19 protein-coding genes are annotated in these 20,182 nt (G+C 67.7%); 11 read left to right on the forward strand and 8 right to left on the reverse strand.

Annotated elements, in window-relative coordinates; translation table 11 throughout:
• Window positions 1–54 precede the first annotated feature (54 nt).
• The 3 genes from ACT89O_RS01585 to hpaI form a co-directional block, all read right to left on the reverse strand.
• On the reverse strand, window positions 55–678 hold the full coding sequence (locus tag ACT89O_RS01585) for a glutathione S-transferase family protein (protein WP_121421944.1): 624 nt from the start codon (window positions 676–678) through the stop codon (window positions 55–57).
• A 76-nt stretch (window positions 679–754) separates the two neighbouring features.
• The gene (locus ACT89O_RS01590) at window positions 755–1,732 is read right to left on the reverse strand and encodes a 2-dehydropantoate 2-reductase (RefSeq protein WP_487261646.1); all 978 of its coding nucleotides are present in this window, start codon (window positions 1,730–1,732) and stop codon (window positions 755–757) included.
• 34 nt (window positions 1,733–1,766) lie between these two features.
• The gene (hpaI, locus tag ACT89O_RS01595) at window positions 1,767–2,597 is read right to left on the reverse strand and encodes a 4-hydroxy-2-oxoheptanedioate aldolase (protein WP_487261647.1); all 831 of its coding nucleotides are present in this window, start codon (window positions 2,595–2,597) and stop codon (window positions 1,767–1,769) included.
• 113 nt (window positions 2,598–2,710) lie between these two features.
• Between hpaI and radA the strand changes: the two genes are divergently transcribed.
• The 7 genes from radA to ACT89O_RS01630 all read left to right on the forward strand — a co-directional run bounded on the left by radA (window position 2,711) and on the right by ACT89O_RS01630 (window position 9,071).
• Window positions 2,711–4,090 (forward strand): DNA repair protein RadA, encoded by a 1,380-nt coding sequence (gene radA, locus ACT89O_RS01600; protein WP_487261648.1) that lies wholly within the window; start codon window positions 2,711–2,713, stop codon window positions 4,088–4,090.
• Between the two features lie 49 nt (window positions 4,091–4,139).
• Window positions 4,140–4,559 carry a hypothetical protein gene (locus ACT89O_RS01605; RefSeq protein WP_055399853.1) on the forward strand — a complete coding sequence of 140 codons (420 nt, stop codon included), beginning with the start codon at window positions 4,140–4,142 and terminating at the stop codon, window positions 4,557–4,559.
• Between the two features lie 127 nt (window positions 4,560–4,686).
• On the forward strand, window positions 4,687–5,625 hold the full coding sequence (locus ACT89O_RS01610) for a branched-chain amino acid transaminase (protein ID WP_121421947.1): 939 nt from the start codon (window positions 4,687–4,689) through the stop codon (window positions 5,623–5,625).
• A 5-nt stretch (window positions 5,626–5,630) separates the two neighbouring features.
• Window positions 5,631–5,837 carry a zinc-finger domain-containing protein gene (locus ACT89O_RS01615; protein ID WP_055399857.1) on the forward strand — a complete coding sequence of 69 codons (207 nt, stop codon included), beginning with the start codon at window positions 5,631–5,633 and terminating at the stop codon, window positions 5,835–5,837.
• Between the two features lie 3 nt (window positions 5,838–5,840).
• Entirely contained in the window at window positions 5,841–6,656 is an 816-nt protein-coding gene (locus tag ACT89O_RS01620; RefSeq protein WP_436131536.1) for a glycosyltransferase family 2 protein, read from the forward strand.
• Window positions 6,656–7,921: an O-antigen ligase family protein gene (locus tag ACT89O_RS01625; RefSeq protein WP_055399862.1), complete on the forward strand. Its 1,266-nt coding sequence runs from the start codon at window positions 6,656–6,658 to the stop codon at window positions 7,919–7,921. The genes ACT89O_RS01620 and ACT89O_RS01625 overlap by 1 nt, the downstream gene beginning before the upstream one ends.
• Window positions 7,922–8,096: 175 nt before the next feature.
• On the forward strand, window positions 8,097–9,071 hold the full coding sequence (locus tag ACT89O_RS01630; RefSeq protein ID WP_487261649.1) for a glycosyltransferase: 975 nt from the start codon (window positions 8,097–8,099) through the stop codon (window positions 9,069–9,071).
• A gap of 281 nt (window positions 9,072–9,352) precedes the next feature.
• On the opposite strand, the gene ACT89O_RS01635 is transcribed toward ACT89O_RS01630, so the two are convergent.
• Together ACT89O_RS01635 and ACT89O_RS01640 are read right to left on the reverse strand one after the other, a co-directional pair.
• Window positions 9,353–10,516, reverse strand: a complete 1,164-nt coding sequence (locus ACT89O_RS01635; RefSeq protein WP_487261650.1) for an NAD(P)H-dependent flavin oxidoreductase — start codon at window positions 10,514–10,516, stop codon at window positions 9,353–9,355.
• A 43-nt stretch (window positions 10,517–10,559) separates the two neighbouring features.
• Window positions 10,560–11,429 carry a LysR substrate-binding domain-containing protein gene (locus tag ACT89O_RS01640; protein WP_487261651.1) on the reverse strand — a complete coding sequence of 290 codons (870 nt, stop codon included), beginning with the start codon at window positions 11,427–11,429 and terminating at the stop codon, window positions 10,560–10,562.
• 203 nt (window positions 11,430–11,632) lie between these two features.
• Between ACT89O_RS01640 and ACT89O_RS01645 the strand changes: the two genes are divergently transcribed.
• Window positions 11,633–12,811 carry a YbfB/YjiJ family MFS transporter gene (locus tag ACT89O_RS01645; protein WP_487262805.1) on the forward strand — a complete coding sequence of 393 codons (1,179 nt, stop codon included), beginning with the start codon at window positions 11,633–11,635 and terminating at the stop codon, window positions 12,809–12,811.
• Between the two features lie 62 nt (window positions 12,812–12,873).
• On the opposite strand, the gene ACT89O_RS01650 is transcribed toward ACT89O_RS01645, so the two are convergent.
• Complete coding sequence (locus ACT89O_RS01650; protein WP_176887909.1) at window positions 12,874–14,112, reverse strand: HAMP domain-containing sensor histidine kinase; 1,239 nt, start codon at window positions 14,110–14,112, stop codon at window positions 12,874–12,876.
• A 47-nt stretch (window positions 14,113–14,159) separates the two neighbouring features.
• Window positions 14,160–14,882, reverse strand: coding sequence for a response regulator transcription factor (locus ACT89O_RS01655; RefSeq protein ID WP_055401574.1), 723 nt, complete (start codon window positions 14,880–14,882; stop codon window positions 14,160–14,162).
• A 280-nt stretch (window positions 14,883–15,162) separates the two neighbouring features.
• On the opposite strand from ACT89O_RS01655, the gene ACT89O_RS01660 reads away from it, so the two are divergent.
• Window positions 15,163–15,843 carry a response regulator gene (locus tag ACT89O_RS01660; RefSeq protein ID WP_487261652.1) on the forward strand — a complete coding sequence of 227 codons (681 nt, stop codon included), beginning with the start codon at window positions 15,163–15,165 and terminating at the stop codon, window positions 15,841–15,843.
• 298 nt (window positions 15,844–16,141) lie between these two features.
• The gene (locus tag ACT89O_RS01665) at window positions 16,142–17,773 is read left to right on the forward strand and encodes a sensor histidine kinase (RefSeq protein ID WP_487261653.1); all 1,632 of its coding nucleotides are present in this window, start codon (window positions 16,142–16,144) and stop codon (window positions 17,771–17,773) included.
• Here the strand turns inward: ACT89O_RS01665 and ACT89O_RS01670 are convergent.
• Entirely contained in the window at window positions 17,655–19,073 is a 1,419-nt protein-coding gene (locus ACT89O_RS01670; RefSeq protein ID WP_487261654.1) for an AmpG family muropeptide MFS transporter, read from the reverse strand. The two genes, ACT89O_RS01665 and ACT89O_RS01670, sit on opposite strands and share 119 nt — an antisense overlap.
• Window positions 19,074–19,203: 130 nt before the next feature.
• On the opposite strand from ACT89O_RS01670, the gene ACT89O_RS01675 reads away from it, so the two are divergent.
• Window positions 19,204–20,055 (forward strand): M48 family metallopeptidase, encoded by an 852-nt coding sequence (locus ACT89O_RS01675; protein WP_055401567.1) that lies wholly within the window; start codon window positions 19,204–19,206, stop codon window positions 20,053–20,055.
• The last annotated feature ends 127 nt before the right edge of the window (window positions 20,056–20,182 follow it).

Genomic DNA, 20,182 nt, shown 5'->3' on the forward strand with positions numbered 1-20,182 from the left:
CCCGGTGCTTCGAGCCAGAAGCACCGGGGCTTTTTTGCGTCCGCAGGTGGCGTATCAGGCAAGTGCGCGCTGCACGGCGGGGCGCTGCAGCATGCGCTGCGTGTGTGCAAACACCTTCGGGAACTGTGCGATGTCCACGCCATCGCTGTGCAGCCAGGTGCCGATGGTGAACAGGTAGCCGTCGGCCACGGTGTATTGCTCGCCCATCACCCAGGGCCCCTGGTCCGCTTGCGGCAGGTAGTGGGTTTCGATGAGGTGAAAGCACTCGGTCATGTTCTGTGGCACCTTGCGCTGCATGGCGGCGTGGGCTTCGGGCTCGTCCGCCCAGCGGCTGGCGCGGGGGCGGTGGGCGTGGGCGATGTGCACCGTGGACGCGAGGTAGCTGTGGAACTCTTGCAGGCGCGCAAAGCCATGCGCGTCGGCGGGCGCCAGGCGCGCCTCTGGAAAGCTCTGCGCCACATAGGCCAGCAGCGCCGGGGTTTCGGTCAGCGTGCCGTGCGGCGTGGCCAGCGCGGGCACGCGGCCCTTGGGGTTCACCGCCAGGTATTCGGGCGTGCGTTGCTGGCCAGCGGCGAAGTCCACGCGCACCAGGTCGTAGGGGGCGCCCGCTTCTTCCAAAGCGATGCGAACGGCCTGCGCGCAGGTGCCGGGGGTGTAGTACAGCGTGAGTTGGGTCATGGTTGGTTTGCTATGAATTAAATAGCTGTTGACGCATATTCCACTAGCGCCTGCAGCCGATTTTGCTTGAAATGACTCAGTACAGGCCACGCGTGCGCGCCATCAGCCGCGTGAGGCCCAGCAGCGCGCCGGTGTGGGGCGTGGGCGTGCCGGTGATCTGGCCCAGCTCGCGCACCGCGCCCACCAGGGCGTCGATCTCCATGGGCTTGTTCGCTTCCACATCCTGCAGCATCGAGGTCTTGAACGCGCCCAGCTTGCGTGTGACGGCGTGGCGGTCCTCGGGCTGCTGGTCAATCGGCAGGCCCAGCTTGTCGCCGATGGCCTTGGCTTCCAGCATCACGGCGCTCACAAAGCCGCGCACCAGGTCGTCATCGAGGATACGGTCGGTGGTGGCGCCGGTGAGCGCGCTGATGGGGTTCATCGTGAGGTTGCCCCACAGCTTGAACCAGATGTCCTTCTGGATGCAGCTGCTCACCTCCACATCGATGCCACCGCGCTGCAGCGTGTCGGCCAACGCTTGCAGGCGCGCGCTCTGGCTGCCGTCCGGCTCGCCTACGATGAGGCGGTTGCCGAAATGCTGTTTGACGAAACCCGGCGCTTCGAGCGAGCAGCTGGTGTGCACCACGCTGCCCACCACGTTGCGCGCCGGGATGGCTCGGGCAATCACGCCCCCCGCGTCCACGGATTCGAGGGCACGCCCCTGCGCGGCGCCGCCGAAGCCGTCGAGAAACCACCACGGCACGCCGTTCATGGCGGTGAGCACGATGGTGTCCGGCCCGATCAGCGGCGCCATGGCACGCGCCACGTCAGGCAGGCCCGGCGCCTTGACGGCGACCGCCACCAGGTCTTGCACGCCGAGTGCGGCCGGGTCGCTGTGGGCTGTGACGGCGACTTGCGTCAGCGTGCCGTCCGCGCGCCGCATGCGCAGCCCGTCGGCTTGCAGGGCGCGCAGCGTGTCGCCCCGCGCCACCATGCTGACGGTGTGGCCCGCTTGCGCCAGGGCCACGCCCAGCCAGCCGCCGATGGCGCCGGCGCCGTAGATACATGCTTTCATGGATGTCTGTCCTTGAGTCTGAAAGAAGAAAAGTTCAGTAGCCTGCGGGCCGGGTGGGGGTGGCGTCGGTCGCGCTGCGGTAGCGTGCCAGCAGCTCCTGCGCAGCACTCACCAGCAGCATGGTGTCCACGCCTACGGCCACAAACAGCGCGCCCGCTGCCAGCCACTGGCGCGCCTGTGATTCGGTGGTGGCCAGGATGCCCGGCGCCTTGCCTGCGCGCAGGATGCGCGCAATGCCGTCGTGGATGGCGGCCTGCACGTCGGGGTGCCCCGGGTTGCCCGGATGGCCCATGGAGGCCGACAGATCGGCCGGGCCGATGAACACGCCGTCCACCCCTGGCGTGGCGGCGATGGCGTCGAGGTGGGCCATGGCTTCCACCGTTTCTGCCTGCACCAGCAGGCAGATCTGCTGGTTGGCCTCGTGCACATACTGCGGGTACGCCTGCCAGCGCGACGAACGGGCCAGCGCGCTGCCCATGCCGCGCACGCCCTCGGGCGCATAGCGCGTGGCGCGCACCAGCTGCTGGGCCTGCTCGGGCGTATCGACCATGGGCACCAGCAGGGTCTGGGCGCCGATGTCCAGGTACTGTTTGATGAGGGCCGTGTCACCCACCGGCACCCGGGCGATGGGGTGGGGCGCCTGCACGCCTGGTGGCAGGGCGCTGGTGGCGCTGGCGATGGCCTGCAGCTGGTGCAGGATGGAGCGCAGGTCGTTGGGCGCATGTTCGCCATCGACCAGCAGCCAGTCGTAGCCGGTGCCTGCGAGGATTTCGGCGCTGTAGGCGTTGGCCAGCCCGAGCCAGAGGCCGATTTGCGCCTGGCCTTGGGCCATGGCCTGTTTGAAGCGGTTGGTGGGTGTCTGCAATGTCAACTCCGTACGGTGCCAAGCCCGCCATCGTACGGGCTGCGGCGGATCGATGTGGGCATGGCCGCTATAGTCGGCTGCCCCTGCATCGGGGCGCCTCACCGACACCTGCCATGGCCAAAGAAAAAACCACGTTCACCTGCACCGAGTGCGGCGGCACCAGCCCGCGCTGGCTGGGCAAATGCCCGTCCTGCGGCGCCTGGAACACGCTCATCGAGCAGGTGGCCGAGGCCGGGCCGGGCAAGAACCGCCTGAGCACGCCGCAAGGCTATGCGGGCCTGGCCCATGTGCAGCCGGTGATGCCGCTGGCCGCCATCGAGGCCCAGGACGTGGCCCGCACCCCGAGCGGCATCGACGAGCTGGACCGTGTGCTGGGTGGCGGCATTGTGGAAGGCGGCGTGGTGCTCATCGGGGGCGACCCGGGCATCGGCAAATCCACCCTGCTGCTGCAGGCCATGGACGCGCTGCAACGCGCGGGCCTGCCCACGCTGTATGTGACGGGCGAGGAGAGTGGCGCCCAGGTGGCGCTGCGCTCACGGCGCCTGGGCATCGAGGGCAGCCAGGTGAAGCTGCTGGCCGAGATCCAGCTTGAGAAAATCCTGGCCACGGTTGAGGCCACCCAACCGGCCGTGGTGGTCATCGACTCCATCCAGACCACTTACTCCGACCAGCTCACCAGCGCACCGGGCTCGGTCGCCCAGGTGCGCGAATGTGCGGCGCACCTCACCCGCATGGCCAAGGGCACGGGCATCGCTGTGATCCTGGTGGGCCACGTCACCAAGGAAGGCGCGCTGGCCGGGCCGCGCGTGCTGGAGCACATGGTGGACACGGTGTTGTACTTTGAAGGCGACACGCACAGCCAGTTCCGCCTGGTGCGCGCCATCAAGAACCGCTTTGGCGCGGTGAACGAGATCGGCGTGTTTGCCATGACCGAAAAAGGCCTCAAGGGTGTGAGCAACCCGAGCGCCATCTTCCTCTCCCAGCACTCCGAGCCCGTGCCGGGCAGCTGCGTGATGGTCACGCTGGAGGGCACACGCCCCATGCTGGTGGAGATCCAGGCGCTGGTGGACAGCGGTGGCCCCAGCCCCCGGCGCCTGTCGGTAGGCCTGGACAAGGACCGCCTGGCCATGCTGCTGGCCGTGCTGCATCGCCACGCGGGTGTGGCGTGCATGGACCAGGACGTGTTTGTGAACGCGGTGGGTGGTGTGCGCATCAGCGAGCCAGCGGCCGACCTGGCGGTGATGTTGTCCATCACCTCCAGCCTGCGCGGCAAAGCGCTGCCGCGCGGCTTTCTGGCGTTTGGCGAGGTGGGGCTGGCGGGCGAGGTGCGGCCCGCGCCCCGTGGCCAGGAGCGCCTGAAGGAAGCTGCCAAGCTCGGTTTCAGTGTGGCCGTGGTGCCCAAGGCCAATGCGCCCAAGAAACCCATTGAGGGGCTGACCATCCACGCGGTGGAGCGGGTGGAAGAGGCCATGAACGTGGTGCGGGGCTTGTAAGCAATGCCCACAGCCACACACGGTTGAGGCCGTAAGACAATCCCAGCCTATGAATCTGCGCAATATCCTGGTGCCCCTGGGGGCGGTGGCCCTGGTCGGGTTTGGTTTTACAGCCTACGGCTGGGCCGGTGTGGCGGCGGTGGTGGGCGGGCTGGTCATGTGGGCCCTGCTGCATTTCACGCGGCTGGTGAATGTGATGAAGAAGGCCGCCAAGCGCCCCATCGGCTATGTGGGCAGTGCGGTCATGCTCAATGCCCGGCTGGTTGAGGGCGTGAACCTGATGCATGTGGTGGCCATGACGCAGGCGCTGGGGGAACTGCTGTCGCCCGAGGGCGCTGACCCCGAGGTGTACCGCTGGACAGACGGCACCCAGTCGCATGTGACCTGCGAGTTTCGCCATGGCAAATTGGTGAAATGGACGCTGGTGCGGCCGGAGGGCGAAGCGGCCGCCACTCCCCCCCAAGGCTGACCGCTGCACAGGCCCTTGCCCTTGGCGGGGCACCATTTGCTGCACTGCACCCTGGTGCCCCGGTTCCTGGCCCGCTGCGGCCCCGTAAAATCCCGGTTTTGCGACCCACAGCAACCAAAGGATTCCCATGAGCCCCGTAGTTCCCTCGATGGCCGACCGTGACGGCAAGATCTGGATGGACGGCCAGATGGTCGATTGGCGCGACGCCAAGATCCATGTGCTGACCCACACCCTGCATTACGGCTGCGGCGCCTTCGAAGGCGTGCGCGCGTACAACACCGCCAACGGCACGGCGATCTTCCGCTTGGAAGAGCACACCGACCGCCTCTTCAACAGCGCCAAGATCCTGCGCATGAAGATCCCGTTCACCAAGGAAGAAGTGAACGAAGCCCAGAAGGCTGTGGTGCGTGAAAACAAGCTCGAATCCTGCTATCTGCGTCCATTGACCTGGATCGGCTCGCAAAAGCTGGGTGTTTCGCCCAAGGGCAACCAGATCCACCTCATGGTGGCCGCCTGGGCCTGGGGCGCCTACCTGGGCGAAGAAGGCATGAAGCGCGGCATCCGCGTCAAGACCAGCAGCTACACCCGCCACCACGTCAACATCACCATGACGCAGGCCAAGGCGGTGAGCAACTACACCAATTCCATCCTCGCCAACATGGAAGCGCTGGACGACGGCTACGACGAAGCACTGCTGCTCGACAGCTCGGGTTTTGTGTCCGAAGGTGCGGGCGAAAACATCTTTGTCATCAAGAACGGCGTGATCTACACGCCCGACCTGTCGGCCGGTGCCCTCAACGGCATCACCCGCAACACCGTGTTCCACATCGCCAAGGACCTGGGCCTGGAGATCGTGCAAAAGCGCATCACGCGCGACGAGGTGTACATCGCCGACGAAGCGTTCTTCACCGGCACGGCGGCTGAAGTGACCCCCATCCGCGAACTCGACCGGATCGAGCTGGGCAGCGGATCACGCGGCCCGATCACCGAAAAAATCCAGAGCGCCTTCTTTGACATCGTCAACGGCCGCAACTCCAACTACGCCCACTGGCTCGCGAAAGTCTGAACACCATGTCCCAAGCCGCCATCGAACTCCTGGCCAAGGACCTCAATGCCCAGGGTGGGGTTTTCTGCCCCAGCCCCAAGGCCGATATGAAAATCTGGAACAGCCACCCCAAGGTGTACCTGGACGTGGCCCGCACCGGCGAGGCCAAGTGCCCGTACTGTGGCACGGTGTACCGCCTGAAGGCGGGCGAGCACGTACACGCTGGCCACTGATTGATGCCCGTGGGAACCGGCGGCGCATCGGCGCCGCCCACGTTGACCGTGGCGGTGCTGACCCACAACGAGGCGCACCGCATTGAGGCCTGCCTGAAAAGCGCCGCGTTCGCCGACCAGCTGCTGGTGGTGGACAGCGGCAGCACGGACAACACCGTGGCCATCGCCCAAAGCCTGGGCGCCGAAGTCCACAGCTATCCCGACTGGCAGGGCTTTGCCGTGCAGCGCAACCGGCTGCTGGCGCATTCGCGCGGCGACTATGTGTTTTTCCTCGACGCTGACGAGGTGATGACACCCGCGTTTGCGCAGGAGCTGCAGGCCATCGTCCGTTCGGGCGAGCAGGCAGTGTGGACCATCCGCTGGCGCATGGTGGCCTATGGGCACGAGCTCAAGTATTTCCGGTCGCAGTCGCAGATCGAGCGCCTGTTTGTGCGTGCGCTGGTGAAGGAATACACCGGGGTGGTGCACGAGCAGGCCCAGCTCCATGCCCTGCCCGGTGGCGCAGCGGTGCCGCGTCGCCTCATCAAGGCTCGGCTGCTGCACTACTCCCGCACCACGGTGCGCGGCAGCCTGGAGAAGCTTACCCAGTACGTGATGCTCGGTGCCGCCAAGCGGGCGGAGGCGGGCAAACGCGGCGGGGTCTTGCGGGGCCTGGCGTCGGGCGGGTCGATGTTCGTGCGTCTGTATGTGTTCCGGCTGGGCTTTTTGTGTGGCGGCGCGGGCTTTCTGTACTGCCTGTTTGTGGCGCTGGAGGGCTTTTTCCGGTACGCCGCCCTGCACTACGACCGCGACAGCCTGACGGGGCGGGTGATTCGCTGATGACGTCTCCGCAGGATACCCACCGCTGGTTTTCCCGTTGCGCCAGCATTGGCGCGTTCATGGTCCCGGGGCTGGCGCTGTGGCTGCCCTCGGGCTATTCCTACGGCGCCGTGCTGCTGCTGCTGGCCACGCTGGCCAGCGCGCCGCTGTGGTGGCGCCGCCCTGCGCCGCGTGCCGCCTGGTGGCTGACGGCGGCTTTTTCGTGCATGGCTGCGCTGTGGATGCTGGATGTGGGCGCCACCTGGGGCTGGGGCAGCATGGATCGGCCGGTCAAATACCTCCTGGCCTTGCCTTGCATCTTTTTCCTGATGACGTTCGAGCCCCGTGCCGCCTGGCTGTGGATGGGGGTGGCGGTCGGCGCAGTGGGCAGCGGGCTGGTTGCGCTGTACCAGACCTTCGTGATGGAGCTGCCGCGTGCCAATGGATTTACCAACGCCATCCAGTACGGCAACCTGAGCATGCTGCTGGCCGTGATGAGCGGCCTGCTGCTCGTCGTGCAATGGAAGCGCTGGTGCCTGTGGCAGCGGTTGCTGCTGGCCAGCGCCATCGGGCTGGGTGCTGCCGGCTCGGTGCTCTCCCAGTCGCGCGGCGGCTGGCTGGCGCTGGTGCTGTTGCTGCCCGTGTGTGCCTGGCTGCTGGTGCGCACCACCGGGCAGCGGCGCGTGTACTGGGGCCTGTGTGCGCTGGCGCTGGCGGCGGCTGCGCTGTCGCAGGTGCCTGCGGTGGAGCAGCGGGTGGACGAGGCGCGCCAGGAAGTGCAGGTCTACAAGGACCACGGTGACGGCCGCAGCTCGGTTGGCCAGCGGCTGGCGCATTGGCGCCTGGCGTGGCAGATGGGCTGGGACCGGCCCTTCACCGGCTGGGGCCGGGCCGGGTACACCGACGAGAAGGCCCGGCGCGTGGCCGCCGGGCTGGCGCATCCCGTGGTGCTCGAATTTGGCCATGCGCACAACGAAATCCTGGACCTGTTTGCCAAACGCGGGCTGCCTGGCGTGCTGTTGCTCATGGCGTTCTACGGCATTCCGCTGGCGATGTTCTGGCCCACGGCGCGGCGCATTCGCGACGGTGCCGGCAAGATGGACAAGGAGTCGCTCTCGCTGTGCCTGGTGGGTGTGATGGTGCCCCTGTCGTACATCGGTTTTGGGCTCACGCAAGTGTTTCTGGCTCACAACAGCGGCAACATGTTCTACCTCTTCATGTGCCCCCTGGTGCTGGCGGCCCTGCACGAGCGGCGCACGCGCATGGGCTGCCCAAGACCGCTTTAGATGAAGCACCCCCTGAGTCGCTTCGCGCCTTCCCCCTCTCTCGCTGCGCGGGAGGGGGACGCCACCCGTGGCCTAGCAAAGCCAGTTCCACGGTGGCACTGGCTTGGGCCGCGCCAGTTTCATGGTCTGCGGGTGTCGCGTAGCGCCATGGAAAACTGAGACGAAAGATTTCCCTATGCACATCCTGCTCATCAACAACTCCCCCATCCCCGTCTACGGCTACGGCGGCACCGAGCGTGTGATCTGGGATCTGGGCAAGACGCTGGTGCAGCTGGGTCACCGCGTGAGCTATCTGGTGCCCGACGGGTCCAGCTGCGACTTCGGCCATGTGCTGCCCATCCGCCCCGACGCACCTTGGGAGGGCCAGATCCCGGCCGATGTGGACATTGCGCATTTCCAGTTCAACCCCCGCACCGAGCTGAGCCGGCCCTATCTGGTCACCGAGCACGGCAACGCGCGCAAGCCCAAGCCGCTGCCGCTGAACACCGTGTTCCTCTCGCGTGACCACGCCGCGCGTTACGGTTCCACCGAGTTTGTCTACAACGGACTCGATTGGAGCGGCTATGGCCCTGTGGACTTTGACCGCCCACGGCCCCACTACCACTTTCTGGGCAAGGCGGCCTGGGGCGTGAAGAACGTGCGCGGCGCGATCAAGGTGGCCAAGATGGCTGGCGTGGAGCTGGACGTGCTGGGCGGAGACCGCATCAACTTCAAGCGCGGCTTTCGCTGGACGCTGTCGCGCAAGATCCACTTTCACGGCATGGTGGGCGGCACGCAGAAGACCAGCCTGCTCAATGCCTCGCGCGGGCTGATCTTTCCGGTGCGCTGGCACGAGCCCTTTGGCCTGGCCGTGATCGAAAGCCTGTACTTCGGCTGCCCGGTGTTTTCCACGCCCTACGGCGCATTGCCCGAGCTGGTGCCGGTGCACTGCGGCGTGCTGTCGGCCGAAGCCTCCGTGCTGGCCGAGGCGGTGCGCAACAACCGCTTTGACGCCCGCGCCTGCCACCAGCATGTGGTCGATCACTTCGGCGCCGAGCGCATGGCCCGCAATTACCTGCGCATGTACGAGCGCGTGCTGGCGGGCGAGAAGATCAACGCCCAGCCGCCCGTCATCCAGGGGCCTGCGCGCGAACTGCCCTGGAAGAACTGAAACCCCCCTGAGGCGCTGCGCGCCTTCCCCCGCAGGGGGACGCACCCAGTGGCCCGGCAAAGCCGGTTCCACGGGTGCACTGGTGTTGGGACCGCGCGGATTTTGACGCCGCGCCCGTCTCCCCACCCCCGGCCGTTCGGGCTGAGCCTGTCTACGCCAGGGTGCACACCTGGTCAGATGGCTCGGCACACGTGTGGCTGACTGGTGCGGTCTAATGCTTAGCCGAATTGGCCTCAAGCGCTTATCCATAAAGCGCTAAATGCTATCAAAATAATAGCATTTTATGGCTGCTCCACGCCCTGCGCTCTCACGGCTGCCAGCGCGGCGCGCCATTCCGCTTCCAGCACCGCCACGAGCGCCGCCGCTGGCATGGGGCGCACCGCCGCCACGCCCTGGCCGGCCCACAGGGAGAGGTAGTCCGCCCGCCCTGCCTCGGCAGACGCCCGGCGCAGCGCGCCGGTGAGGGCGTTCTGCACCGGGTAGGCTGGCACATCGGCCTCGTGCGCGTGCAGCCGCTGCAGCATCGTGTTGACGATGCCACGCGCCGGGCGGCCCGAGAAGACGCGGGTGGTACGCGTGTCCGTGCCGGTGGCGTGGGCCAGCGCATCACGGTAGGCCGGGCCGATGCCCGACTCGTCGCAGGCCAGGAAGGCCGTGCCCATCTGCACCGCCTCGGCGCCCAGAGCCTGCGCCGCGGCGATGCCTCGCCCGTCCATGATCCCGCCGGCCGCGATCACCGCCACGCCCCGGGGGCGCAGCGCATCCACGCACTGCGGGATGAGGGCCATGGTGCCCACCATGGACGCCGCAAAGTCGGCCTGCGAGGGGCCCTTGGCGGCAGGCGCCTTTTCTGCGGGCGCAAGGCCTTCGGCCTGCAGACGGCCCGTGGCCAAAAAAGTGCCCCGGTGGCCGCCCGCCTCCATGCCCGATGCGACCACCGCGTCCGCGCCCACATCGGCCCAGGCCACGGCCTCGGCCACGGATGTGGCCGTGCCGATGACGGTGCAGCCCGCGCTGTGCAGCCGCTCGACCTGCGCGGCGTTCAGGATGCCGAAGGTAAAACTCGCCACGGCCGGGCGCGCTTCGACCAGGGCGTCGAACTGGGCCGCAAAGTCCTCGCACCAGCGCGCGGGCACGGCGGGCGTGAGGCCGAACTCCGCATACAGCGGCGCCAGACGGGCCACGGCCTTTTCCACCGTGGCCGCATCGGGCGCGGGCGTGTCCTGCACGAAGAGATTGAGCCCGAAGGGCCGGTCGGTGCGCCGCCGCACCTCGGCCGCCGCCTCGGCCATGGCGGCGGGGGAGCGCATGCCGCAGCCCAGGGTGCCCAGCCCGCCCGCCGCAGACACGGCGGCAGCCAGCGCCGGGGTGTCGGCACCCGTCATGGGCCCCTGGATGATGGGCAGGCGCAGGGAGAGGGCGGTGCGCAGGCTGGGGTGGGGCATGGTGGCGTTCCGTTCGCTAAAAAAGGGAAGAAGAGAAGGGTTGTCAGTCGCGCAGCACTTGCTGCAGCGCATCCAGCGCCGCGGACCGGTAGCCGTGGCGCCACACCAGCAGCGTCTGCAGGGTGGTCAGGGGGTGCTGGGCCAGCAGCGCGGCGTGGGGCGAGAGCTGGAGCACCGAGCGTGGCACGATGCCCACGCTGCCACCCCCCGCCACGCTGGCCAGGATGGCGTGGTACGAGCCCAGTTCCAGCGTCTGCATGGGCGGGGTGCGGGTTGCGAACCAGTCCTGCGCCACCCCCCGGTAGGTGCAGCCAGGCTCGAACACCGCCAGCGTGCCGGGCACCACATCCTGCGGGCCGGACACGGGCGGATGCCCCGTGGGCAGCACCAGGATCAGTTCCTCGGCGAACACGGGGCTGGCTTCCAGCGCAGGGTCGGGCGACTGCCCTGGCGGCCAGGCCACCAGCACGGCGTCGAGCGCATGGGCGCGCAGCCGCTCCAGCAGTTCGCGCGTGGGGGCGGTCGACAGCTCCAGCGCCACCCCGGGCCACTGGCGGTGCAGTTGCGCCAGCGGGGCGGGCAGGCGGCTGGCGGCGGTGCTTTCCATCGAGCCCAGGCGCAGGCGTCCCGTGGGCTGGCCTGGCCGCACGGCCTGCCGAGCCTCCTCGGCCAGCGCCAGCAGCCGGTCAGCGTAGCCCCGCAGCACCTCGCCCTCGGGCGTGAGCGCCATGCGCTTGCCCTCGCGCAGGAACAGCGGGGTGCCCAGGTCGGCCTCCAGCTGGCGCACCCGCGTGGTCACATTGGACTGCACGCGCTGCAGCCGCTCGGCCGCGCGCGTGACGCTACCCTCTGCCGCCACGGTGCGGAAGATGTCGAGGGCGGCCAGATCGAGTGGGGGGGAAACTTTATCCATCTTGAAAAAGTATGAATGTCAAAAATTCAATCTCTTGCTAAGATCATAAGACCCCGCATCCGACGCCGCAACTCCCCCACCGTCCCACCCTCCCACCGCGCAACCGCCCCAATGCCGTGACCCAGGCCACTTCTTCTTCCACGCTTGCAGCCACCCGCCGTGGCGACACCGGCTCCTCCGCGCTCCAGGTCGCACTGGCGGGCATGGCCGCGCTGGCGGCCGCCATGGGCATCGGCCGCTTTGCCTTCACACCGCTGTTGCCCATGATGCTGCACGACGGCGTGGTGGACATCGCCACCGGCAGCTGGCTGGCCACGGCCAACTACGCGGGCTACCTGGGGGGTGCGCTGCTGTACATGGCCTTGCCCTGGCTGGGTCGGCGCCTGGGCGCGGTGCCCGGCAACGCGGCCCTGGTACGGGGCGGGCTGGTGGCCACGGTGCTGCTCACAGCCGCGCTGGCCCTGCCATGGCCCGTGCTGTGGCCGCTGATGCGGTTGCTGGCCGGTGTGGCCAGCGCCATGGTGTTCCTGGGCACGGCCAACTGGTGCATGGGCCGACTGGCCCACCTGGGGCATCCGGCCCTGGGCGGGTTGATCTTTTGCGGCCCGGGCCTGGGCATCGTCGCCACCGGCCTGCCCACCAGCGCCATGGTGGCAGCGGGCTGGAGCGCCGCCACGGGCTGGGCCGTGTTCGCCGTGCTCGCTGCCTTGCTGTGCGCGCTGGTGTGGCCAGTGGTGCGGGGCAGCGAAGCCTCCTCGGTGGTGCCAAGTGCCGCAAGCACGGCGGCAACGGCGCCACCTCCGCCCGCGCCGCATCCGGCAGCCGAGCGCGCCCTGCTGGCGCTGGCCTATGGCCTGGCCGGCCTGGGCTACATCGTCACGGCCACCTTCCTGCCCGTGATCGCGCGGGCCGCGCTGCCTTCGGGCTCGGCCTGGCCCGACCTGTTCTGGCCCATCTTCGGCGCGGGTGTGGCGCTGGGGGCGCTGCTGTCCACGCGCATTCACCCAGCGCGGGACCGGCGCCTGCTGCTGGCGGGGGCCTACCTGCTGCAGGCGGCGGCCATCGGCCTGGGCCTGCTCTGGCCCGGCCCGGCAGGCTTTGCATTCGGTAGCCTGCTGCTGGGCCTGCCCTTCACGGCCATCACGTTCTTTGCGTTGCAGGAGGCGCGACACCAGTGGCCCCAGGCGGGCGCAGGCTTCACCGGCCTGATGACCGCGCTGTACGGCATCGGCCAGATCGCGGGGCCGCCCATGGCGGCTGCACTCTTGGCGCGCGCGGGCTCGCAGGCGCAGGGGTTTGACTGGGCGCTGGGTGTGGCGGGGGCTGCGCTGGGGCTGGGGGCGGCGTTGTATGCGCTGATGGCCTGGCGCTGGAGAACGTGAGCTAAGCTAAAAATGGCCTGTAGCGCCTATCCAGTGAGCGCATGCAGCTATCGATATGATAGCTATTGGGGGAGAGGCAACCGCAGCACAAAGCACGCGCCACTCGCGCCATCCGGCCGGTCCTCGCAGTGCACCGTGCCGTTGTGGCGCCCTGCAATCGAGCGCACCAGCGCCAGCCCCAGGCCCACGCCCCCGGCGCGCTCGCTGGCGCCGGGCAAGCGGTAGAAGGGCTCGAAGATGCGTTCGCGGTGGGTCACCGGCACGCCCGGGCCGCGGTCGCACACGCGCACCTCGGCGTGGCCCTGGCGGCGTTCGACCACCAGGGTGATCTCGCCGGTGCTGTAGCGCCGGGCGTTTTCCAACAGGTTGCGGATGGCGCGGCGCAGAAGCTTGGGGATGCCGCGCACGTCCACGGAGTCCGAACTCACGTCCAGGTCGGCGTCCACGCGTGCACACTCTTCGGCGGCCAGGCCGATCAGATCCACCAGCTCCACGGTACCCACATCGGCTTCGCGTGCATCCAGGCGGCTGGCCAGCAGGATCTCGTCCACCAGCTGGTCCAGCTCGGCAATGTTGCGCAGGATTTCCTCACGGAACGCGGGCGAGGGCTGCTGCCCGCCCATCAGCTCCAGCCCCATGCGGATGCGGGTGAGCGGTGAGCGCAGTTCGTGCGAGGCGTTGGCCAGCAGCGATTTGTGCGACTTGACCAGCGTTTCCACGCGCGCAGCGGCGGCGTTGAACTGGCGCGCGAGGTCGGCCACTTCGTCCTGCCCTTGCTCGGGCACACGCACCGACAGGTCACCCTCGCCAAACTTTTGCACGCTGCGTTGCAGGGCTTCGAGCCGCAGCGTGAGGCGCCGGATGATGGGGTACACACCCACGGCCACGGCCAGGCCCACGATGCCCAGCAGCCACAAAAAGCCGAACGGTGGCCGGGTCCAGAACGCGGCGTCGCCCTGGTTCGGACCTCCGGGTCGGCCGCCCCGATCGCCGCGTGGCTGGCGAGGCGCCATCTGCAGCAGAAAGACCTGCCCGGTGTCCGATTGGATCTGGAATTCAATGCCTTCGCCCGGCTCGCTGGGCTGGCGCGTGGCCAGGCCCTTGAGCACCTGCGTGCCGTTGGGATCGCGCAGCACCATCTCGCGCGAGGGCGGCACGAACGGCTGGGCGTTCTGCGCCTTTTGTTCCTCAGCCATGCGCCAGGCCCAGCCCACGGTCAGCGTCAGCACCGCGATGCCGCCGACCACGGCCAGCCAGATGCGCAGGTACAGACGGCGGGAGAAGGGGGTGGAAAGGGACATTCAGCAAAAGTGGAGGTGCGCGCCGCAGCGGGGCCGCGCCCTACCAGTCAGTCTTGTTGTTTCGCAAAAACGTAGCCCACGCCACGCACCGTGAGGATGCGGCGCGGGTTCTTGGCGTCGGCCTCTATGGCGGCACGGATGCGGCCCATGTGCACGTCGATGGAGCGGTCAAACGCCTCCAGCTCGCGGCCGCGCACGGCCTCCATGATCTGGTCGCGCGTGAGCACCCGGCCCGCGCGCTCGGCGAGCGCCACCAGCAGGTCGAACTGGTAGGAGGTGAGGTCGGCCAGCTCGCCTGCCACGGTCACGGTGCGGGCGTCGCGGTCGATCTCCAGCGTGCCAAAACGCAGGACCTGCGTGGCCGCCGTTGCATTGCCGCCATCGGTGCGGCGGCGCAGGATGGCGCGGATGCGGGCCAGCAGCTCGCGCGGCTCAAACGGCTTGGGCAGGTAATCGTCGGCACCCAGCTCCAGGCCGATGATGCGGTCCATGGGGTCGCCCTTGGCGGTGAGCATGAGCACCGGCACCTGGGCCGCGTGGCCTTGCAACGAGCGGATGCGCCGGCACACTTCCAGGCCGTCCATGTCGGGCAGCATGAGGTCCAGGATCACGAGGTCGGGCAGCGGCCCGGCGTCGGGTCCCTGCAGCTGCGCCAGGCCACTCTTGCCGTCCGCGCGGTGCGTGACCTGCAGGCCCGACTGGCCCAGGTACTCGCCCACCATCTGTGCGAGGCGGGCGTCGTCTTCGATCATCAGCAGTTGGGAACTCATGGGGGCAGTGTAGTAGCGGGTGGCTTCATGGTCGCCAAGGGCTGTCTCGGTGCGTTGTCGGCCATGTAAACCTCCCGTAAAGCCACCAAGCCCGTGCAGCCGTACGACCGCGGTCAAACTTGCCCTGCCGCGCGGTCCCGCCCGGGCCGCTTGTGTTGCACGCATGCCATGCGCAGGAGGCGCAGCTTCTTCTTGTGTGGGCACTGCTTTGCCCCTACGCTCGGAGCATGAATTCCCCCTTCCTTACGCCGGGATGCCACGGCGCCAGCCCGCCGTCCGCATGACGCTCCCGGAGCCTCCCCTTGCCCCGTCCGGGCGCGACGTCTCCGTGGCGATCGTGGAGGACGATCCGCGCACGCGGCGGCGGTTCGAGCACGCGCTGGCGCGGGCCGACCGCCTGTGGCTGGCCTACTCTGCGGGCACGGTGGGCGAGATGGTGGCTTGGCTGCGCCAGAACAGCGTAGATGTCCTTTTGGTGGATCTGGGCTTGCCGGATGGATCGGGCCTGGATGTGATCCGTGAATGCCAGAAGCTGTCGCGAGGGACCGAGATCATGGTGATCACCATGTTCGGCGACGAAGCAAACATGATGCGGGCTTTCGAGGCGGGCGCGCGCGGCTACTTGCTGAAGGACGGGACGGAAGACGACTTGGCTGAACATGTGCTGAGTCTGAATGCGGGGGGGTCTCCGATGACGCCCATCATCGCGCGGCAGTTGCTGGCACGACTGTCTCCTGTGGCGTTGCAGCAGGGCGCACCGGTTGCTGTCGAGGCGCTGACCACCCGAGAGCGGGATATCCTGGCCAAGCTTGCGCGGGGATATACCTATTCGGAAACTGCCGAGATCCTTGGTATCGCTGCGTCTACTGTCCAGTCGCATGTCAAGAATATCTACAGCAAGTTGGCGGTTCATTCCAAGACTGAAGCGATCTATGAGGCGCGGCAACTGGGGCTCTTGTAGGGGCGGTCTGCTCCAAAGGGCGCTGGCGGTGCTTCTCCGGTTTTTCGGAAGCGGAGTGTTGTCCCTGCTGCTGTGTGGCGGGGCCTTCGCGCAGGAGGAGCCTCTCACCCTTGAGTTCGCGCGTGCCTACCTGGAGCCTGAAGGTGCCGCGGCATGGTCAGGTCGAGTGACACTTCCCCACCTTTGGGACAAGGTCTACCCGGGTCGTGCGGGGCGTGCTCGTTATCAGCTGGAGTTGCCGCCAGTTGCGTCGGATGGGGTTCTTCGGGGGCTCTTTTTTCCTCGTGTCGGAAATCAGGTGGAGATCTTTGTTGGGGGCGACTTGATTGCGCATCGCGGCGTTCTGGGCGATAGCCGCCACGATGCGACCAAAGCGCCGCTGTGGGTGCCGGTGCCAGCGAGCCTCCTGTCCACCACCGCTCCCACGGTGCTGGAGGTGCGCGTGGCGGTGCAACCGGTGCGTTGGGGTGGGTTGGCCGCGCCACGCTTCGGACCAGAGGTCAACTTGCTGCCGCAGTACCGCGAGCGCTATGTCTGGCGGCAGTGGGGGGCTGTCGCTGTGGTGTTTGCGCTTGCACTCACGGGTGTGATTGCCGGGGGGCTCTGGCATCTGACCCGTGAACCCGTGTATGGCTACTTTGCGCTGTGTGCACCTTTTGGAATGCTGCGATACGGCGACCGGCTATGGGAAGTGCCTCCGCTGGGCTGGCCACTGTGGGGAGGGATCGTGGCCTTCTCATTGACAGTGCACATGCTGCTGCTGGTGCGCTTCTCGCTTGCGTTGCTGGGTCGCGACGGCATCGGCGTCCGGCGGTGCTTCTGGGCCTTGGTGGTGGCCGAGGCCGCGCTGGTTTGGGGGGGCTATGGTATGGGAAAGCCTTGGTGTTGGACTGCTGGCTTGGCGCTGCTGTTCGTGCCGTCTTTCTGGGCATATGCCGTGGCGGCCCGCGAAGCCTTGGTGGTGAGGCAACCAGAGGCCGTAGCGTTGTGTCTTGCCAGCTTCATCCCCATAGGCGCAGGCCTGTATGACTTCCTGGAAATTCGGGTGTCCACCGAAAGCGTGGGCCGCTCTTCCTATCTTCCCCTGGCCACCATGCTGTTCGTGCTGCTCATGGGCTGGCTGATCCTGAGTCGTTATGCCCGCCAGGTGCGTGCATACCAGGCCCTGAGCAATTCCCTGGACGAGAAGGTGCGCCAGCGCGAGCGTGAGCTTGAGGTCAGCTACGCGCTCCTGCAGCAGGAGCATGAGCAGCACGCGGCCCTGCAGGAGCGCCAGCGCATCATGCGCGACATCCACGACGGCGTCGGCTCGCAACTGGTGGGGCTGCTCAGCCTCATTGGCAAAGGCCGGTCCAGCCGGGCCGCGCTGCGTGAGCATGCCCACGCGGCGCTCGATGAACTGCGCATGGCCGTGGACGCCATGCAGCCGGTGGACGGTGACCTGGCCACCGTGCTGGCCACGCTGCGCTACCGGCTACAACCGCGGCTGGCCGCCTCGGGCATCTCGGTCGATTGGCAGGTGGACGAAGAACTGCCCACGCTGGACAGCCTCACACCGCACAGGGTGCTTCAGATCCAGCGCATCCTGCTGGAAGCACTCACCAACGTGCTGCGGCATGCGCAGGCCACCCGCGTACGGGTCAGCGCGCGCCAGCAGCCGGGGCCGGTACGCCAGCCCGATGATGAGTCGCCGTGTCTGGTACTGGAGATCGCCGACAACGGCATCGGCATGCCCGGCCCGGCTGCAGCCGGGGGCCAGGGCCTGGCCAACATGCGCGCACGCGCGCAGGCTATCGGCGCGCACCTGGATGTCACGTCTGTGCCGGGCCAGGGGACGTGTGTGCGGATTGCGTTGCTGGGGGAGCCTGCACCCGCGATGCCAGCCACACCAGCACCAGCACCGGCAACCCCAGCAGCGCCGTCGATGTGAAGAACTGCGCATAGCCAAACGCATTCACGTAATCGCCCGAGAAACCCGCCACGAATTTCGGCAGCAGCAACATCATCGAGCTGAACAGTGCGTACTGCGTGGCCGAGTAACTCACGTTCGTCAGGCTCGACAGATAGGCAATGAATGCGGCCGACGCAATGCCGCTGGCCAGGTTGTCGGCCGACACCACGGCAATCAGCGCCGTCACGTCGTGTCCGTGGCCCGCCAGCCAGGCGAACAGCAGGTTGCTGGCCGCGCTCAGGATGGCGCCCAGCATCAGGATGCGCATCACGCCAAACCGCATCGACAACACGCCGCCCACAAAGGCGCCGGCCAGCGTCATGATCACGCCGTAGATCTTGGTCACGGCGGCGACCTCGTCCTTGGTGAAGCCCATGTCCACATAAAACGGGTTGGCCATGATGCCCATCACCACATCGCTGATGCGGTACACGGCGATGAGCGCGAGGATGAGCGCCGCGTGCCAGCCATAGCGGCGCAGAAAGTCGGCAAACGGCTCCACCATGGCGCTCTGGATCCACTCCGCCGCGTTGCGCGCAGGGGGCAGTTGCACCGGCGCGGGCTCGCGTGAGAACAGCACGGTGACCACGCCCACGGCCATCGAGGCCGCCATCACCAGGTACGCCACTTGCCACGCGCTGTTCTGGTAGGCCGCAGCGCCTTGTGCGATGGCCTGGCCCACGGCGGGCGCCACCTCGGAGCGCGCTGCAATCCACAACACGCCCGCTCCGGCCCAGATCATGGCAAGGCGGTAGCCCGTCTGGTACGACGCTGCCAGCGCCGCCTGGTGGTTGGCGTCGGCGGATTCGATGCGAAACGCATCGAGCGCGATGTCCTGCGTGGCCGAGCCAAATGCCACGGCCAACGCGCACCACACGATGGGCCCCAGGGTCTGGCGCGGGTCGGCCAACGCCATGCCGATGAGCCCCCCCACGATCAGCGCCTGCGACAGCAGCAGCCAGCTGCGCCTGCGCCCCAGCGCGTGTGTGAGCAGCGGAATCGGCAGCCGGTCTACCAGTGGCGCCCACACCCACTTGAAGCCGTAGGCCAGGCCCACCCAGCTCAGGTAGCCGATGGTGCTGCGGTCAATGCCCGCCTCGCGCAGGCGAAAGCTCAGCGTGCCCAGCACCAGCAGCAGTGGCAGCCCGGCCGAGAACCCGAGCGTGAGCATGCGCAGGCTGGCGGGCTCCAGGTACACGCGCAGGGTCTGCAGCCAGGGCGTGCGGGGCGGCTTTTGCGGGGTGAGGTTGGGGGCGGATGAGGTGGAGGTGTCTGACATGGGCGCGCGGAGGTTTTGTCTATCATCGCCGACACACCCTTGTAGCCAGTCTGCCGGCCTCCATCTGCGCGGCAGACTCTGGTGTGTTGGGTGCCAGCTCTGCTCATTATTCCTTCTGGGATCGCCTTGTATGTGTCTTTTCTGCCCCGCTCCCTCTGTTGCGCCCTCGTCCCCGTGGTCGGCGCGCCGCGCCTTCCTGCTGGCGGCAGGCGCCAGCGCTGCGGCGCCAGTGCTCGCGCAGGTCGAGGTGGGCTCGGCATCCAGCCTGCGCAAGCTGGTGCCCGCTGAAACGCTGGAAAACTCCGCAGCCCAGCAGTACCAGCAGATGCTGCAGCAGGCCAAGGCCAAGCGCGCGCTGGCACCCAGCGACCACCCGCAGCTGCAGCGCCTGCACGCCATCGCCAAGCGGCTGATTCCGCACACCATGCCGTGGAACGACCGCGCCAAACAATGGCGCTGGGAGGTCAACCTCATCGGCAGTTCGCAGATCAACGCCTTCTGCATGCCCGGCGGCAAGATTGCGTTCTACACCGGCATCCTGGACCAGCTCAAGCTCACCGACGATGAGACCGCCATGATCATGGGCCACGAAATGGCCCACGCCCTGCGTGAACACGCGCGCGAGCGCATCGCCAAGACGCAGGGCACCAACCTGGCACTGCGCCTGGGCTCGCAGCTGCTGGGACTTGGCGACCTGGGCCAGGCGGCGGCGGGGCTGGGTGGGCAGCTGCTCACGCTGCAGTTCAGCCGCTCGGACGAGACGGATGCCGACCTGGTGGGGCTGGAGCTGGCCGCCCGCGCAGGCTACCAGCCCTCGGCCGCCGTAAGCCTGTGGCAGAAGATGGGCAACGCCAGCGGCAGCAAGCAGGGCGGGCTGGCGTTTTTGTCCACACACCCTTCAGGCCCCGCGCGCATCCGTGAGCTGGAGGTGAATGTGCCCAAAGTGCAGGGCCTGTACGAGGCGGCGCGGCGCAACGGGTAGTCGTGGACGGCGGGTGGGTGGCAGAGGCGCGCCATCGAAAGGTGCCTGGGAATCCTGATGCTACTGTTTTAATAGCTTTTAGCGCTTGATGAGCAAGCGATAGCGGCCAATTTGACTAAGAATTTGG

The sequence above is a fragment of the Acidovorax sp. NN32 genome (assembly GCF_057597245.1).